The organism is Pedobacter sp. NJ-S-72 (assembly GCF_053890575.1).
In genome coordinates this window covers 957,020-972,119 of sequence record NZ_CM132681.1, presented here as the reverse complement: position 1 = coordinate 972,119, position 15,100 = coordinate 957,020, and the positions used below count along the sequence as shown (strand labels likewise).

Genomic DNA, 15,100 nt, shown 5'->3' with positions numbered 1-15,100 from the left:
ATTTAAATCTTATTATTTAATTAAATTCTGATTATACTGAACAAGAAACACACTCGTCAATCGAAGCCTTGCGGGTACGGGTATAATACAGGGACTTTAAGCCCATTTTATGTGCGTAGATATAATACTTTGCAATATCACGTGTACTATCCTTGGTATTGGTATGCAGAATAGTTGAAATCCCCTGATCCACATGTTTTTGAATTACAGAAATTAACCGCAGCACATTCTTCTGATCCATATCATATGCTGATTTATAGAAGAAATAGTTATCATTATCAAGATAAGGCATCGGATAATAAGTTGTACTATCACCATATTCTCTCACCTCAATTACGTCCACTACAGGCATCACAGACGCCGTAGCGTTCATGATATAAGATGTAGACTGATTAGGTGCTATAGCAAGCCTGTAAGCGTGATACAGTCCATGTTCTTTAACTTCACCCATTAAAGCTGCCCAATCCGCTGCCGAAGGAATTGTCATACCCTCAAATAAAATGCTGATTTTATCATTCAACGGAACAATATCTTTAGCGGTATAAGAAGCGAAGTAGTTTCCGTTTGCATATTCTGACTGTTCAAAGCCTACGAAGGTTTCTTTTTTCTCTTTCGCAATCTCCATTGAGCTTTGAATAGAATAAAAGTTAACCATCATAAAGAAGACATTGCAAAAATCAAGCGCTTCTTTACTTTCGTACATAATGAAATTCTTAGCCAGAAAACCATGTAAGTTCATCGCACCCAAACCAACACTATGCAACTCCTTGTTCGCTTTCTGAACTGAAGGAACCATAGCGATATTTGTCATATCAGAAACTACAGTAAGTGACCTCATAGCTGTTTTAACAGCTTCTTTGATCCTCTTGTTGTCCATAACGGTAGCAATATTCAAAGACCCCAGGTTACAGGAAATACCATAACGGATTTATCTTCTTTACCATAGATTTCTATATCAGAAACCTCAGAAATCTGCATGATCTCAGTACACAGATTAGAAAATTTAACATTTCCGATCTCTTTCAGGGCGTGCTCTCTATTTGCATTGCCTTTAAAAAACAGGTATGGATAACCACTTTCTTTTTGAGTCTGTGCAATTTTCACCATCAGATGACGTGCATTCACCTTTTTCTTTTTAACAAGAGGATTAGTCACGAGTTCTTCATACATCTCGTCCATATCCATCTCATCCAGATATTTACCATATTGTTTCAATACCGTATGCGGATGAAAAAGATAACAAGCCTCATCTTTTTCGGCCAGCTCCATGAATTTATCAGGAACAACCACACCAATTGACAGTGACTTTATCCTTACTTTTTCATCTACATTGATCTTTTTACAATCAAGGAATTCTTCAATATCAGTATGAAAAACATTCAGATATACCGCGCCTGCCCCCGGACGCTGTCCTAATTGGTTCGCATAAGAGAAAGTATCTTCTAATATCTTCATAATCGGAAGCACACCACCTGCACGGCCTTCAACATCTTTAATGGACTCCCCTCTGGCACGTATCTTTGATAAATTAAAAGATACACCACCACCTATAGAAGATAATTTCATGGCAGAATCTATGGCATAGCCAATACCATTCAGGTTATCGCCTATTTCATCCAGAAAACAGGAAACCAGCTCTCCTGAACGTTTCTTACCCGAATTTAAAAATGTTGGTGTTGCTGGCTGATATTCCTGGTTAATCAGCATTTCAGCATATGATTTAGCCTGCGCCACATCTCCTCTTGCCAGAAATAAAGACACCGCAACAACACGGTCTTCATAACGCTCCAGGAATTTCTCCCCGCTGTCATCCCTTAAGGCGTAACTTTGAAAGAATTTAAATGCACTCATAAATGATTGAAATCTGAATTTCTTCTCATAAACAAGGTCATAAACCTCTTCCATTTGTTCAAAAGTGTACCATTGATAAAAAAATCAACGTAATATTCCTGTTCTATCAGGTAATCTATCTTCTCTTTTAAAGTATAAAAGAAGACAGTATTTTTATTTACATAATCCAAAAAATAGGAACGAACAGCTTCTTTATCTTTATGAAGGCTGAATTCGTCATCTTTTTTAACCATGATCTCATTATTCAATAAGATCCATTTTTTCGTTACCATATCGTTAGCCCTCTATTTTTTCTATAAATCTTTGGATGTCTGCCATTGTTCCCGAAAGCTCAAACTGCATCAGGATCGGCAGCTTAAACTGATCAGAGATCCTGGTAGCTGCCTTCGCGTAATTAGGTCCCCAGTTTTTGTTTCCGCTGGAAGAGATAGATTTTATCTTACTGCTGTTCTCATCCAGAAAACGTAAGGTAGAAAGCGGAACTTCTCCGAATCCTGTAGTGTACGTAATCAGATGCCCCTCGTGTAATGGCTGCAAGGCCTCATCTATCTTTTGAATAGTCCAGTCACGGTGTAAACTTCAAACGGTTTACAAATCGCTCAACATTACCGGTTTTACTATCGTAATAAATCCAGGTCATCGGCTCTGTATTATTATTGAATTCTAAACTGCTACCAGAACAGATAATTCGTCAGGCTTAAAACCTATTACCCTTGAAAGCTCCTGCTCCTGTTCTAACAAAATTACTGTTGGTACTGACCGCACCCGGAACTGCATTGCTAATTCAGGCTGGTTAAATGGATTGATAGTTTCATAGACAATACCTTTTCTATCAAGATATTCAGAAACCATATTGCATGGACTGCAATCGTCTTTTTCAAATTTGATTATTCTTTTTGTGCTCATTGTGAAGGATTTTATGTAAATCAGCCCTCTTGCCGACCTATTTTAGCGGAGCTCAAAAATGCAAATTTCTACTTAGACAGATTCTAAATGTTATCAACACTGGTGGAAAAGAGGGTCATAATTATGACTGATTATTTACTGAAAAACCAATTAAATTAGTTAAACTTTGTAAATGTTTTTTTTGCAATTCGCTAGCACGAAGAACATTGCGATTTATTTTATATCTATTGGACGATCGTCCCCTTACCTTATTCATTTTATGGAAAACTTATTCATCTTGAGGAATCAATTATTTTGATATTTTTATCAATTCCACGAACCAATTCTGGAAAGACGTATCTGTTTGATGCGTAAGTCCATTTTAGCACGAAACTGATCCTGACTAATGATTATTCCTTTTTCAGGCAATTCAAGATCCCGGACATCCACTGCTTTATACCGGATACTTTTAGCCTCAATACTGGTTCCTTTACCTTCAATAGCAAGCACAGCCCCCTCCGTCCATAAAACGGGGTTTGGGGAAAAGTCAAAACCAAGTTCATGAGTATACCACAAAATTACCTGATCGGTTATTTCTCTCTCTACCCCCTGAATCTTGCGTTTTACAGTAGTTTTCACAATGACCTGATGACAGTTAAAACCCAGAATTTCTTTAACCTGATCAGATTTAATATATCAATTAGTGGAGAAGGATGAATATTGCTCACTCCCATTACAGGCGGCATACCCAGTTTATCTTCCATCAACAGAAGACTATCATTTAATTCAAATGCCTGTGTTAATTTATGATCTTCAAAATTATAATAGTAATCCTTCATAGTCCCTCCGCCAAAAACACCTAATCCACCATAACGTATACTGCTGCCACGGCCATTTTTCTTAAGGCCTGGATCTGCCGCCTGCTTATAGGCAGCCTGAGTCTGATTAAACAGGAGTTCAAAGCTTGTCACTGACTTTTTAGGGATTCTGGCTGTTGCTTCATCACTTAATTTGATACCGTTTGCAGCAGTCAGGGCAGCAGGATCAAAAGTACTTTCAAATTGTATCGCTCCGGATTTTTCAGGCTGTGCCTGAAGATGGGCTGTAAACGCGACCAGGCCAAGCATAACAATAAACATTCGTTTCATATCTGCTCTACAAACGCAAAAACAGTGCTAAGTATAACCCTTGAAAATGTTAAAAAAAGTTAAAAGCGACAAGAGATCATCGGGAGAAAATAAATGGAATCATCCGGGTCATCACCTCTATCTAAATTGAACAAAATCAAAAGGTACGATCGCAAAGATGTGAAGAAACCATTTATAACTTATTTTTAAACGAAACGAGTCAATTTTCTTTCTGGTAACTTTCCTGCCAGAAAGAAAATCTGACGAAGTTGCAGCTAAAAAGAAGTATAAATTAATAGTCTAGCCAGCCGTTGGCCAGGACGTCGGCAAGATGCATCGTTTTAATAGGAAGTTTATTTTTATCAATATATCCTTGCAAATGCATCAGGCAGGATAAATCCGTAGAAATAATATAATCAGCATCCTGATCAAGTGCATGATTCACTTTCTGCTCCGCCATTGCAGAGGAAATGGCATCAAATTTAACGGCAAAAGTACCACCAAAACCGCAGCACATGTCTGTATCTTTCATTTCCAGCATTTCCAGTCCATGAACTTTTTCAAGCAGCAAACGAGGTTCTTCTTTGATTTTGCATTCCCTCAGACCACTGCATGAATCGTGATAAACAGCTTTACCTTCCAGTTCTGCACCAAAATAATCCTTTTTGACTACGTTGATCAGAAAATCTGAAAGCTCAAAAATATTTCCTTGCAGAGTCCTGCATTTATTGTGTACTGTAGAATTGGTAAAAAGATCATTAAATCCATTTTTCACCATTCCCACACACGAAGCAGAAGGCGCTACAATATAATTAGCACCAGAAAAGTCATTCAGAAACTTTGTACCGGTCTGTTTTGCTTCCTCCCAGTATCCGGCGTTATAAGCCGGCTGACCACAACAGGTCTGCCCCGGATTATAATTCACCTCACACCCCGCTTTTTCTAAAAGTTTAACAGTACTAAAAGCTGTCTCAGGATATAGCTGATCTACAAAACAAGGAATAAATAATTCTACTTTCATTAAAAAATATTAGGATCTTATAGGTACTAGTTTACTTTTTTTTCTTTGGCAACGCCCGATTTATCTTCGTCTATTTTCTTAGGATTTCCCTTGTAATAGATGGTCGTAGCACCCGAAGTTTTCGCTTTAAGCTCATTGAGTACGTTAATATTCAGTTTACCTACGCCTTCAACATTCAAATCGTAAATACCTGTAATAAAATCAAATGCATTCATTTGTATAACACCCTTACTTTTCACCTGGTGCACACCAGCTTGTCCGGTCAGGTTAATATGCGCCTCCCCGTCTGTAGTAGTCGTCAGCTTACCAGCAGTCAGGTCCATATTAATGGTTGTTGCTCCTGATGATTTAATATCAAGATCATTTACATTAATCAGGGATGAAGTATAAATATGACTTGCCCCTTTTACTTCCAATGTTTTCAGCTCTCCTATCCCTGCACTAACAACAATAGAATCTTTTCCGCAATATTGCTTAGGATCCAGTTCAATGACCAATCCATTTTTATTAACCTCGGCTTTGATCAGACTGATTACATTAGAATCTGCCTGAATATTAACTTTAAAACTGCTATCCTGACGCAGAATCAGTTTCACCGGGCCGCTTACAACAATTTCATTATAAGGTTTTACTGTAATTTCTTTAGTAGAATGCAGACCTGAGTCTTCTACGCATTTATTTTCACATGCTGTAAAAAGCAAGGGCAGAGCTAAGCTAAACAAGATTAATTTCTTCATCATAATTTTTCAAGGTTTGTCAAAGGTAATAGTTTTTACCGTCTGTTTTAATTTTACCTGCATCTAACAGCTCACGAATGCGGTTTAACTTGTCCTGATCGGTACCAGTTTTGATCTGATTAATCAGCTCATCAAGTATTCGGGGTTCGGTTTGAACCAGCGTCGCAATTTCAAAATCAATCTTATCTTCCAGTTCTGCAAGATCTTCATTCCTCTTTTGCGCCAGACAAACATCACATACACCGCATTGGTCAGCATTTAGTTCATCAAAATAAGATAATAACTGGATACTTCTGCAAATAAATGTATCTGCATAAGCCAGAACCGCGTTAATCTGTTCAGATTGTATCTTTTTTCTAAGGTCAATGTACTTCACATCCGTATCCAGATGAAGCAGATCTACCCTGGCCAGTATAAACTGCAATTGCGGCTGATCTGTTTGAGGAAGATAGGAAATTAATCCCTGGTCCTGTAAATTATTCAGCTGACGCACGACATCATTAAATGAGATCTTTAATTTCTTTGCAATATCGCTTTCACTGATGTTGGCATAATGATCAAACATTCCGCCATAAGATCTTAATATAGTCTTGATCAGCGGATCATAACCGGAATTCTCAATCTGAAACCGGTAAACATCTTCATTTCCAGCTGTAAAAAGTACACGTGAAGGCAAAAATATATTCTCAGAGAGCGTGATATAACCATCGTGTTCCAAAAACTTCAAAGCACCCATAGTCTTAATCACACCCAGCTTAAACTTTTTACAGAAATCAGCCAGATCGAAACTAAAGTTAACCCCTGCTCCTGCTCCATAAGCCAGCTGAAAATAGCTTCCAAGATAATGATAAGTCTTTTTTATCTCTTCTACGGATGGAAAACTATCCGTGTATTTTGCTTTGAGCGCAAGCTGATCCGATGCATTGGCCAATAAAACAGCAAAAGCTCTTTTCCCGTCACGGCCACCACGCCCAGCCTCCTGGTAATAGGCTTCCAGACTCTCCGGGAGGTCAAGATGCACTACAAAACGTACATCAGGTTTATCTATCCCCATCCCAAAGGCATTGGTAGCGACCATTACCCTGATTTTATTCTGTTTCCATGCTTCTTGTTTTCTTGATCTTTCGTCTTTTTCTATCCCTGCATGATAAAAGTCAGCAGCGATCTGATTTCTCTTCAGAAAAAGCGCAACTTCTGAGGTTTCTCTTCTGTTACGCACATATACAAGTCCGCTGCCCTTTACATTGGTAACAATATCAATCAGCTTTTTGTATTTATCCTCGAGACCAAAAACTACGTAGCTCAGGTTTTTTTACGGGCAAAGCTCTGCACAAAAATCTCTGGATCTTTAAGTGTCAGCTTCTCAACGATATCTTTCCGGACAAAAGCCGTAGCAGTAGCTGTCAGTGCTATAAAAGGAACTTCGGGATGAATTTCCCGCAGGGTAGTGATCTGCATATATGAAGGTCTGAAATCATACCCCCACTGGGAGATACAATGTGCTTCATCTATGGCAAACAGGTTGACATTCATATAAGAGATCCGGGTTCTGACCAGGTCAGACAGCAAGCGTTCTGGTGACAGGTAAAGAAATTTGACAGGGCCATAAATACAGTTATCAAGCAAAATATCTATCTCCCTTTTGCCCATTCCGGCATAAATAGCCACTGCATTAATACCTTTTGCCTTTAAATTCTCTACCTGATCTTTCATCAGGGCGATAAGTGGTGAAACAACAATACAAATCCCTTCTTTTACCATCGCAGGGATCTGGAAACATAAAGATTTCCCTCCCCCTGTGGGTAATAGCGCGCATCACATCTTTCCCTTCCAGTACGGCCTGGATAATATCCTGCTGTAAAGGTCTGAATGAATTAAATCCCCAATATTGTTTTAAAACATCTGTTTCGTTCATAAAAATGCTCTAAATCCCTTGTGCGATCACAAAGCCGCAAGCCCATGCCCATTGAAAATTATATCCGCCAAGCCAGCCTGTAACATCTACACATTCCCCGCCAAAATACAATCCGGGCATTTTTTTACATTCAAGAGTTTTAGAAGACAGCTCGTTTGTATCTATTCCACCCCGCATAACTTCTGCCTTATCATAACCTTTATCACCTGCTGGTTTGACTTTAAACAGGTGAATAGTCTGATGGATCAATTCCAGCTCGGTTTTCGTCAGCGATGCTACCTGCTTATCTACAGGCAGATATTTACTCATCGCATCGGTAAACTTCTTTGCATAGTATCTGTTCATCAAGGTAGACAATAATGTCTTTCCATTGTATTTTCTTTCTTCTTCCAGGATTGCAGTAATATCTTGGTGGGGCAGCAGGTTAATGTTTATACTTTCTCCAGGATGCCAGTAGGAAGAGATTTGCAAAATTGCAGGCCCGCTTAATCCCCAATGGGTGAAAAGAATATTCTCTTCAAATGATATTTGAGCATTACTGACTTCGCAAAAAACTGAATTTCCTGATAATTGTGCATACCAGTCTTCTCCTTTCCCTGTAATCGTAAGCGGAACAAGAGCCGGCGCAGTATCTATAATGTTCAATCCGTTTTTTCGGGCAAAACGCAGTGCGAAATCTGTTGCCCCCATTTTCGGGATTGGTAAGCCGCCTGTTGCAATAACTAATTTTGCGGTATTTAAAGTATATGTTTTACCTGATTGCTGATAAGTGATCGTATAAGAACCGTCATGTTGTATAATATCAGTTACATCGGCATTGCATTTTATTTCTTGTCCGAAGTCTGCACATAGCTCTGTAAATACATCTACAATGTCTTTAGCATTCTTATCTTCAGGAAAATAATTGCCCCAGTGTTTTTTCTTTACCATTGATCCCATAGGTTTCAAAAAAGCTGATGGTATCTGCAACCGTCCACTGTGTAAAGGCTGATTTACTAAAATGTTTGTTTCCTGAAATGAACTGTTCATCAGTAGCAAACATATTGGTATAGTTGCATCTGCCGCCTCCGGAGATTAATATTTTAGCCCCTGCTTTACTTCCCTTTTCCAGTATAATCACCTTCTTACCAAGGTATCCGGCTTGTACTGCACACATCAATCCGCATGCGCCCGCCCCAATTATTATAGCATCAGCCTCCATCAAATCCGTTTATATTGTTATTTTTGTGCAAAATAAAGCCTGTTTAAGTTTATATGATAAAATTGTTTACAGCTTATTTTTAAGCGAAACAAAGTTCAATTCTATTCTGGTGGCTTTCCTACCTGAATAGAATTGGACGAAGTTGCAGCTAAAAAGAAGCATAAACAAATTATCAGGTAAATTTAAACAGGCGTAAAGCATAACTTTTTCATATCAACATGGCAAAACAAATAAGTGAGTTAAAATTAGGTATTCTGGGTGGTGGACAATTAGGGCGAATGTTAATTCAGGAGGCCATTAATTATAATCTGACTACGCTGGTTCTGGATCCTGATCATGAAGCTCCCTGCAAACATCTGGCAAACTACTTTGAATGCGGCTCTATTACTGATTTCGATACAGTATATAAATTCGGCAAAAAAGCAGATGTAATCACCATTGAAATTGAAAAGGTGAATATTGAGGCTTTAGAACAACTGGAAAAAGAAGGCAAAATGGTATTCCCGCAAGCCAGAGTAATCCGCCTGATTCAGGATAAAGGTATCCAGAAGCAATTTTTCAAAGAAAATGATATTCCTACAGCTCCTTTTCAGCTGGCCAATACTAAAGAGGACTTATTAAATTCAAGTTTTCCTTTCCCATATATGCTTAAACAGCGTAAGGATGGTTACGATGGTAAGGGTGTAATGAAGATCAATACTATTGCTGATCTGGACAATGCTTTTGACAGCCCTTGTTTAATAGAGGAGCTTGTCGATTTTGAAAAAGAAATCGCAGTGATTGTGTCGAGAAACTCTAATGGCGATGTAAAGACTTTTCCTATGGTGGAAATGGAATTCAATGCGGAAGCGAATCTTGTAGAATTTTTAATATCCCCTTCTACTTACCCTGAGCATATTCAGGAAAGAGCGGAATTGATTGCTAAAAAAATCGCTGCTGCTTTAAATATAACTGGCTTACTGGCCGTAGAAATGTTCATTACTAAGGATGGACAAATATTAGTTAATGAATTGGCTCCAAGACCACATAATAGTGGTCACCATACGATAGAGGGCAATTATGTATCTCAGTTCGACCAGCATTTACGTTCTGTGTTTAACTTGCCTTTGGGCGATACACGTGCGATCAATAACGCGGTAATGCTGAATGTCCTTGGCGAAAAAGGACATGATGGGGTAGCAAAATACCAGGGGCTTGAAAGATTATGGCGATAGATGGTGTGTACGTACACCTTTATGGTAAAAAATATACGAAGCCTTTCCGCAAAATGGGGCACATTACTATTGTAGACCAAAACCGGGAAAGTGCTATTGAAAAGGCTAATTTTATTAAAGAAACACTAAAAGTAATATCTTAATGAGCGCAAAGGTAGGCATAATAATGGGCAGCAAATCTGATTTAAACATCATGAACGATGCGGCTGATATTTTAAAGGAATTTGGAGTTGAATTCGAAATGACGGTAGTTTCAGCTCACCGTACGCCTGAAAGAATGTTCAGCTACGCAAAAGAAGCTGCATCAAGGGGGTTGAAGGTTATTATTGCTGGTGCTGGTGGTGCTGCGCATTTACCTGGTATGGTTGCTTCAATTACTGTTTTACCTGTGATCGGGGTTCCTGTGAAGAGTTCTAATAGTATTGATGGATGGGATTCGATCTTGTCGATTTTACAAATGCCGAACGGGATTCCTGTTGCTACTGTTTGCGCTTAATGCGGCGAAAAATGCGGGGTTGCTTGCGGTACAGATCTTGTCGACGGGGGATGATAGTCTTGCTGTTAAGATGCAGGGGTACAAGGATGAGTTGAGAAGGAAAGTTGAAGAATCCGCCCTCGAGCTGGGTTCGTAAAAAATATCAGATTAAAAAACCGTCTTGTAGTTTTCTGGCTACGTCCCCTTTCAGGGTACTGATGCCAGAAAACTACAAGACGGTTTTTTTTAATTTCTATGGTTTTTCCAATCTGGGCCGGTGTTCTTGGTAGATGCCTTATAGATGAAGCCCTTAGTTGGTGTTCTTGGTAGACGCCTTATAGATGACGCCCTTAGTTGGTGTTCTTGGTACATGCCTTATAGATGACGCCCTTAGTTGGTGTTCTTGGTACATGCCTTATAGATGACGCCCTTAGTTGGTGTTCTTGGTAGACGCCTTATAGATGACGCCCTTAGTTGGTGTTCTTGGTACATGCCTTATAGATGAAGCCAGTTGGTGTTCTTGGTAGACGCCTTATAGATGACGCCCTTAGTTGGTGTTCTTGGTAGACGCCTTATAGATGACGCCCTTAGTTGGTGTTCTTGGTACATGCCTTATAGATGACGCCCTTAGTTGGTGTTCTTGGTACATGCCTTATAGATGACGCCCTTAGTTGGTGTTTAAAATTTGGCAGATCAGGGTCTGTCCCAAAAGAATGGAGGTTCGATACCCAAACTACGCAGATATACATAACCCTGCCCCCGATGATGAATTTCATTATCTATAAAATATAAAATGGAAGACCAAACTGTTCCTTCGTATTTACCAAAAAGAGCGATCTTCTTTGAAAATTTTTCGGCAGGAATTTGTGCCCAATATGTATTAATCGTTTCTGTTGCCTCATCCCACAATTCCAGCAATTGCTCTTTCTGGTTTACGCCTTCAAAATGTTCATTCAATTCGTTAACCGTATCAGTTGCGATTTCTTGTACCCCTGGCCCGCCTATATAGCCAGCAGTTCCATAACCATTCCGGCAAAATTGCGCATACCACCTATTGAATAATTAAAAAGTTCTTTTTCAGGAAAAGCTTCTATCACTTTGCGGGTTAAGTTACGGTGTCCTTGCCAATGTGCCAGTAATTCTGTTGTATTGATTACTTGTTCTGTGGTTGTGTTCATAGTTTTATATTTATTTTTATACCGTAAAACTATAACCACTCAATGACAACAGTATGTCAGCAGACAAAATATATTTTTTTTAGAATGATATTTCTCTATACCACCTGACTTTGCATAAACTTTTAAGGATAGACTTTTCATATTAAAAACAAAAAGCAGGACTCAAATCAAATAAACGAAATGAATCCAGCTTTTTTAGGGTATAATTTACTTCGGAACCACCTCTATTAAAAAGTATTCATAAGCAGATTCTTTATTGTGATTACAGGTTATGTCTCTTTCACCATTTTCACTGGAAATGCCCCCGCTACTTCCTCTTAAAGCAACAACTTTTCCATTTGCTCATATAATCCATTCAAATCCTTCCCAATCTTCAATACTATACGCCAACAGGCCAGGGAACCTATGTTATTACTTGAAGAAACATAATGGAAATCAGATAGACTCCGCAATGCAATCTTACCATTTCCCGAATTAACCACTATGAATCTCTCTGACCTATCCGGGCCTGTGTTCTTGACTAGTGTTCATAGTTGGTATTCATAGTTATTATTGGTGTAACATGTTATTGGCTAAAATGTCTTATACTTATAATCGTGTATTCACAAAATCTTTTAAGATGAAAAATAAATATTGTCTTGTCCTACTGTTAATGATAGGTGGTGTTTTTAATTTATTTGCCCTGAGCGTATCAGCACAGGATTTACCAGGTAAACGGGATTCTATTAACTCAGTTATATTAAAGGAAAAAAGATTAATACAAGTGATTTTACCTGAAAAATATAAAAAGGGGACAATAGATAAGTATAATGTTATTTATGTACTCGATGGGGAGTAATACCAAGTTATTATATGATATACAGCATTTTATAGAGAATGAAGGTTATATGCCGCCAACGATTGTTGTTGGGGTTTTGAATACTGACCGAAACAGGGATTTTTTACCTACACACGTCGGGAATACAAAAACATCAGGTGGGGCTGATAAGTTTTTAAGCTTTTTCAAGGATGAGCTGATACCTTTTGTAAATAAAACTTATCCGTCTGATGGTAATAATACGCTTTTTGGCCACTCCTTTGGTGGTGTGTTTGTTACTTATGCTTTGCTCACAGAGCCTCAGCTTTTTGAATCTTATATCGCAGCCGATCCAAGTTTTTGGTGGGACAAGATGGTAATGGTAAAAATGGCTTCTGGTAAGCTTGGGAGTCTTAGCTATTTAAAGAAATCTTTGTATATCTCAGGCCGTGAAGGAAATGATTTTAAGGAAATGGCCATCCCTCCTATGGATAGTTTGCTCAAAAAGACAGCCCCGGCTGGCCTTAACTGGAAAGTCTAGCCTACCCCGATGAAACCCATGGTTCGGTGAAACTTAAAAGCATTTATGATGGACTGAAATTTAGTTATGCCGGATACAAAGCAAAATATATTGTTATTCATCCAATGGAGGGGATTATGTTAAAAGATAAGCCTGTTAAAATGTGGTTTTTTGGTGATACAATTGGTGTAAAATACACCACTGATGGCACTGAACCTACACTAAATTCTGCTCCAGTAAAAAAGGAAATCATGATGTACTCCGCTGGCAGGGTAACGACAAAACAATTTACGAGCCGGGGTAAGTATGATAGATCTTTCTCTGCGAATTTTAAGACTGGTACCTACCTGCCTTCTGGTAAATTGGCTGCAAATATGAAAAATGGTGGATTTGATTATGCTTATTATGAGGGCAAATGGGAAAAATTGCCCGATTTTTTAAAAGTCTGAAACCAGTGAAAACTGGTAAAATAGATTCTAACTTTAGTTTAGATAAGCTGCCAGCCCAAAACAATTTTGCGCTGGTGATTTCAGGACAACTAGAGGTGAAAGAAGATGGTTACTACCTGTTTATGTTAAATAGTGATGATGGATCTAAGTTTTATCTTAGCAACCAACTATTAATCAATCATGATGATTTACATGGTGATGATAATATTAAGACTTATATTATTCCATTGAAAAAAGGATTTTATCCGGTTCGTGAAGAATATTTCCAAAAAGATGGTGGGGCTATGTTAAACCTTGAATACCTTACGCCTGCAACTATCGAAACGATGAAGTCCACACCAATCCCACTGGCACTTCAATACGGGAAGAACTAAATTCAGCTTTAAAAATTAATCCGAATATGAAGTCCGCTGCTGATCATAAAAACTGTCAGGAAAAATAAAAATTATAAATTGTTTAGTTTAAGTTAGGGTTCTTTGGAAAATTACTGATGTGGGCATATTTAGGGCCGAGATGAATGATGACTTCTTTCCAGAGCTGCTCGGCATCGGTAGAGAGAGATCATATCTCTGAATCGTCGTATTGATCGGAAACCATCCAGGTGTTTTCTTCCATCTCAGCCTTGAGCTGTGCTCCTTCCCAGCCAGAATAACCAACAAAGATTTTCACTTCGTCTTTGGTCAGTTCGCCTTTGCCCATAAGGGCCATAAAACTCTCGAAGTTACCTCCCCAGAAGATTCCTTTAGCTATTTCTTCGCCACCCGGGATTTTCTCGGGGCATCGGTGGATGAAATGGATAGTATCGGTCGCTACAGGACCTCCATAGCAAACGGGGAAGGCTGGTCCGCCAATATCCTGAATGAGGTCTCCCAAAAGAAGGAGGCTTGGCTGGTTTATCACAAAACCAAGTGTTCCAAGTTCACTGTGCTCTGTTAGGAAAACTACTGAGCGCGAGAAGTTGGGATCATTCAAAAATGGTTCTGAAACAAGCAGTTTACCGGCTGAGGGTGCTAATCGACTTATCATAACGGAAAATTACTTATAATTTTAAATAAACTAAAGACTATTTTTGTGTGAAAGGAGTTGACCAAAGAAAATATTCAAAACCTAAGACAGGATTACCGCGCTGCTGAACTTGCAGAGGGTGATATCGACAGAAATCCAATCACACAATTTGGAAAATGGTTCAAAGATGCAATTGACGCTAAATTGTATGAGCCAAATGTAATGACACTGGCTACTGCCTCAATTTCGGGGAAACCGTCGTCCCGTATTTTACTTTTAAAGGGATTTGATGAGAATGGTTTCGTGTTTTTTACCAATTATAACAGTAAAAAAGGTCAGAATTTACAGGAAAACCCTCAGGCTGCTATGCAGTTCTTTTGGCCTGAACTGGAAAGACAGGTAAGAATCGAAGGTATTGTAACTAAGACCTCAGAAGAGGTTTCTTCTGCTTATTTTCATTCCCGCCCTAAAGGAAGCCAGATTGGAGCTACTGCCTCTCCGCAAAGTACGGTCATCCCCAACAGGGAGATTTTAGAAAACCGTGTACAGGAACTTACTACAACTTACCAGGAGACAGAAGTCCCCCGCCCTGAACATTGGGGAGGATACATCCTTAAACCTGAACACATAGAGTTCTGGCAGGGCCGCCCAAGCCGTTTACATGACCGGATAACTTATACCAGCGTCAATGGCGTATGGACAATTAACAGACTAGCACCTTAAATA

General features: G+C 38.9%; 20 protein-coding genes and 3 pseudogenes. 7 read left to right on the top strand and 16 right to left on the bottom strand.

Annotated elements, in window-relative coordinates:
• Nucleotides 1–31: 31 nt before the first annotated feature.
• The 13 genes and pseudogenes from ACWYN3_RS06350 to ACWYN3_RS06290 all read right to left on the bottom strand — a co-directional run bounded on the left by ACWYN3_RS06350 (nt 32) and on the right by ACWYN3_RS06290 (nt 8,737).
• A complete protein-coding gene (locus tag ACWYN3_RS06350; RefSeq protein ID WP_456220374.1) occupies nt 32–895 on the bottom strand; it encodes a hypothetical protein in 864 nt (287 codons plus the stop codon).
• Nucleotides 892–1,905: a ribonucleotide reductase N-terminal alpha domain-containing protein gene (locus ACWYN3_RS06345; RefSeq protein WP_456220373.1), complete on the bottom strand. Its 1,014-nt coding sequence runs from the start codon at nt 1,903–1,905 to the stop codon at nt 892–894. The genes ACWYN3_RS06350 and ACWYN3_RS06345 overlap by 4 nt, the downstream gene beginning before the upstream one ends.
• Nucleotides 1,848–2,123, bottom strand: a complete 276-nt coding sequence (locus ACWYN3_RS06340; RefSeq protein ID WP_456220372.1) for a hypothetical protein — start codon at nt 2,121–2,123, stop codon at nt 1,848–1,850. The genes ACWYN3_RS06345 and ACWYN3_RS06340 overlap by 58 nt, the downstream gene beginning before the upstream one ends.
• 4 nt (nt 2,124–2,127) lie before the next feature.
• Nucleotides 2,128–2,388, bottom strand: coding sequence for a class Ib ribonucleoside-diphosphate reductase assembly flavoprotein NrdI (gene nrdI, locus ACWYN3_RS06335; protein ID WP_456220371.1), 261 nt, complete (start codon nt 2,386–2,388; stop codon nt 2,128–2,130).
• 126 nt (nt 2,389–2,514) lie between these two features.
• A complete protein-coding gene (locus tag ACWYN3_RS06330; protein ID WP_456220370.1) occupies nt 2,515–2,757 on the bottom strand; it encodes a thioredoxin family protein in 243 nt (80 codons plus the stop codon).
• A gap of 306 nt (nt 2,758–3,063) precedes the next feature.
• Nucleotides 3,064–3,375, bottom strand: coding sequence for a hypothetical protein (locus ACWYN3_RS06325; protein WP_456220369.1), 312 nt, complete (start codon nt 3,373–3,375; stop codon nt 3,064–3,066).
• Nucleotides 3,372–3,884 carry a hypothetical protein gene (locus tag ACWYN3_RS06320; RefSeq protein ID WP_456220368.1) on the bottom strand — a complete coding sequence of 171 codons (513 nt, stop codon included), beginning with the start codon at nt 3,882–3,884 and terminating at the stop codon, nt 3,372–3,374. Before ACWYN3_RS06320 ends, ACWYN3_RS06325 begins: the two co-directional genes overlap by 4 nt.
• A 271-nt stretch (nt 3,885–4,155) precedes the next feature.
• Nucleotides 4,156–4,884 (bottom strand): (Fe-S)-binding protein, encoded by a 729-nt coding sequence (locus tag ACWYN3_RS06315; protein WP_456220367.1) that lies wholly within the window; start codon nt 4,882–4,884, stop codon nt 4,156–4,158.
• Nucleotides 4,885–4,910: 26 nt separating this feature from the next.
• Complete coding sequence (locus ACWYN3_RS06310; protein ID WP_456220366.1) at nt 4,911–5,624, bottom strand: head GIN domain-containing protein; 714 nt, start codon at nt 5,622–5,624, stop codon at nt 4,911–4,913.
• Nucleotides 5,625–5,640: 16 nt separating this feature from the next.
• Nucleotides 5,641–6,885, bottom strand: coding sequence for a helicase-related protein (locus ACWYN3_RS06305; protein ID WP_456222905.1), 1,245 nt, complete (start codon nt 6,883–6,885; stop codon nt 5,641–5,643).
• 38 nt (nt 6,886–6,923) lie between these two features.
• Nucleotides 6,924–7,382 carry a DEAD/DEAH box helicase gene (locus ACWYN3_RS06300; RefSeq protein WP_456220365.1) on the bottom strand — a complete coding sequence of 153 codons (459 nt, stop codon included), beginning with the start codon at nt 7,380–7,382 and terminating at the stop codon, nt 6,924–6,926.
• A complete protein-coding gene (locus ACWYN3_RS06295) occupies nt 7,294–7,536 on the bottom strand; it encodes a hypothetical protein (protein ID WP_456223354.1) in 243 nt (80 codons plus the stop codon). Before ACWYN3_RS06295 ends, ACWYN3_RS06300 begins: the two co-directional genes overlap by 89 nt.
• 9 nt (nt 7,537–7,545) lie before the next feature.
• Nucleotides 7,546–8,737 (bottom strand): annotated as a pseudogene (locus ACWYN3_RS06290) (NAD(P)/FAD-dependent oxidoreductase).
• Between the two features lie 218 nt (nt 8,738–8,955).
• On the opposite strand from ACWYN3_RS06290, the pseudogene ACWYN3_RS06285 reads away from it, so the two are divergent.
• Both ACWYN3_RS06285 and purE read left to right on the top strand, forming a co-directional pair.
• A pseudogene (locus tag ACWYN3_RS06285) lies at nt 8,956–10,094 on the top strand (5-(carboxyamino)imidazole ribonucleotide synthase).
• Nucleotides 10,094–10,583, top strand: a pseudogene (purE, locus tag ACWYN3_RS06280) (5-(carboxyamino)imidazole ribonucleotide mutase). The pseudogenes ACWYN3_RS06285 and purE overlap by 1 nt, the downstream one beginning before the upstream one ends.
• Nucleotides 10,584–11,119: 536 nt before the next feature.
• Here purE and ACWYN3_RS06275 read toward each other — a convergent pair.
• Both ACWYN3_RS06275 and ACWYN3_RS06270 read right to left on the bottom strand, forming a co-directional pair.
• The gene (locus ACWYN3_RS06275; RefSeq protein WP_456220364.1) at nt 11,120–11,383 is read right to left on the bottom strand and encodes a DinB family protein; all 264 of its coding nucleotides are present in this window, start codon (nt 11,381–11,383) and stop codon (nt 11,120–11,122) included.
• Between the two features lie 44 nt (nt 11,384–11,427).
• On the bottom strand, nt 11,428–11,604 hold the full coding sequence (locus tag ACWYN3_RS06270; RefSeq protein WP_456220363.1) for a hypothetical protein: 177 nt from the start codon (nt 11,602–11,604) through the stop codon (nt 11,428–11,430).
• 619 nt (nt 11,605–12,223) lie between these two features.
• Here ACWYN3_RS06270 and ACWYN3_RS06265 point away from each other — a divergent pair.
• The 4 genes from ACWYN3_RS06265 to ACWYN3_RS06250 are packed head-to-tail and all read left to right on the top strand — an operon-like array spanning nt 12,224 to nt 13,743.
• The gene (locus ACWYN3_RS06265; RefSeq protein ID WP_456220362.1) at nt 12,224–12,442 is read left to right on the top strand and encodes a hypothetical protein; all 219 of its coding nucleotides are present in this window, start codon (nt 12,224–12,226) and stop codon (nt 12,440–12,442) included.
• Nucleotides 12,414–12,941, top strand: coding sequence for an alpha/beta hydrolase (locus ACWYN3_RS06260; protein ID WP_456220361.1), 528 nt, complete (start codon nt 12,414–12,416; stop codon nt 12,939–12,941). The genes ACWYN3_RS06265 and ACWYN3_RS06260 overlap by 29 nt, the downstream gene beginning before the upstream one ends.
• Before the next feature lie 26 nt (nt 12,942–12,967).
• The gene (locus tag ACWYN3_RS06255) at nt 12,968–13,369 is read left to right on the top strand and encodes a hypothetical protein (RefSeq protein ID WP_456220360.1); all 402 of its coding nucleotides are present in this window, start codon (nt 12,968–12,970) and stop codon (nt 13,367–13,369) included.
• Nucleotides 13,336–13,743 (top strand): PA14 domain-containing protein, encoded by a 408-nt coding sequence (locus tag ACWYN3_RS06250; RefSeq protein WP_456220359.1) that lies wholly within the window; start codon nt 13,336–13,338, stop codon nt 13,741–13,743. The genes ACWYN3_RS06255 and ACWYN3_RS06250 overlap by 34 nt, the downstream gene beginning before the upstream one ends.
• Before the next feature lie 187 nt (nt 13,744–13,930).
• Here the strand turns inward: ACWYN3_RS06250 and ACWYN3_RS06245 are convergent, their stop codons facing one another.
• Nucleotides 13,931–14,341, bottom strand: a complete 411-nt coding sequence (locus ACWYN3_RS06245) for a YqgE/AlgH family protein (protein WP_456220358.1) — start codon at nt 14,339–14,341, stop codon at nt 13,931–13,933.
• A 111-nt stretch (nt 14,342–14,452) separates the two neighbouring features.
• Between ACWYN3_RS06245 and pdxH the strand changes: the two genes are divergently transcribed.
• On the top strand, nt 14,453–15,097 hold the full coding sequence (gene pdxH / locus ACWYN3_RS06240) for a pyridoxamine 5'-phosphate oxidase (RefSeq protein WP_456220357.1): 645 nt from the start codon (nt 14,453–14,455) through the stop codon (nt 15,095–15,097).
• Nucleotides 15,098–15,100 lie beyond the last annotated feature (3 nt).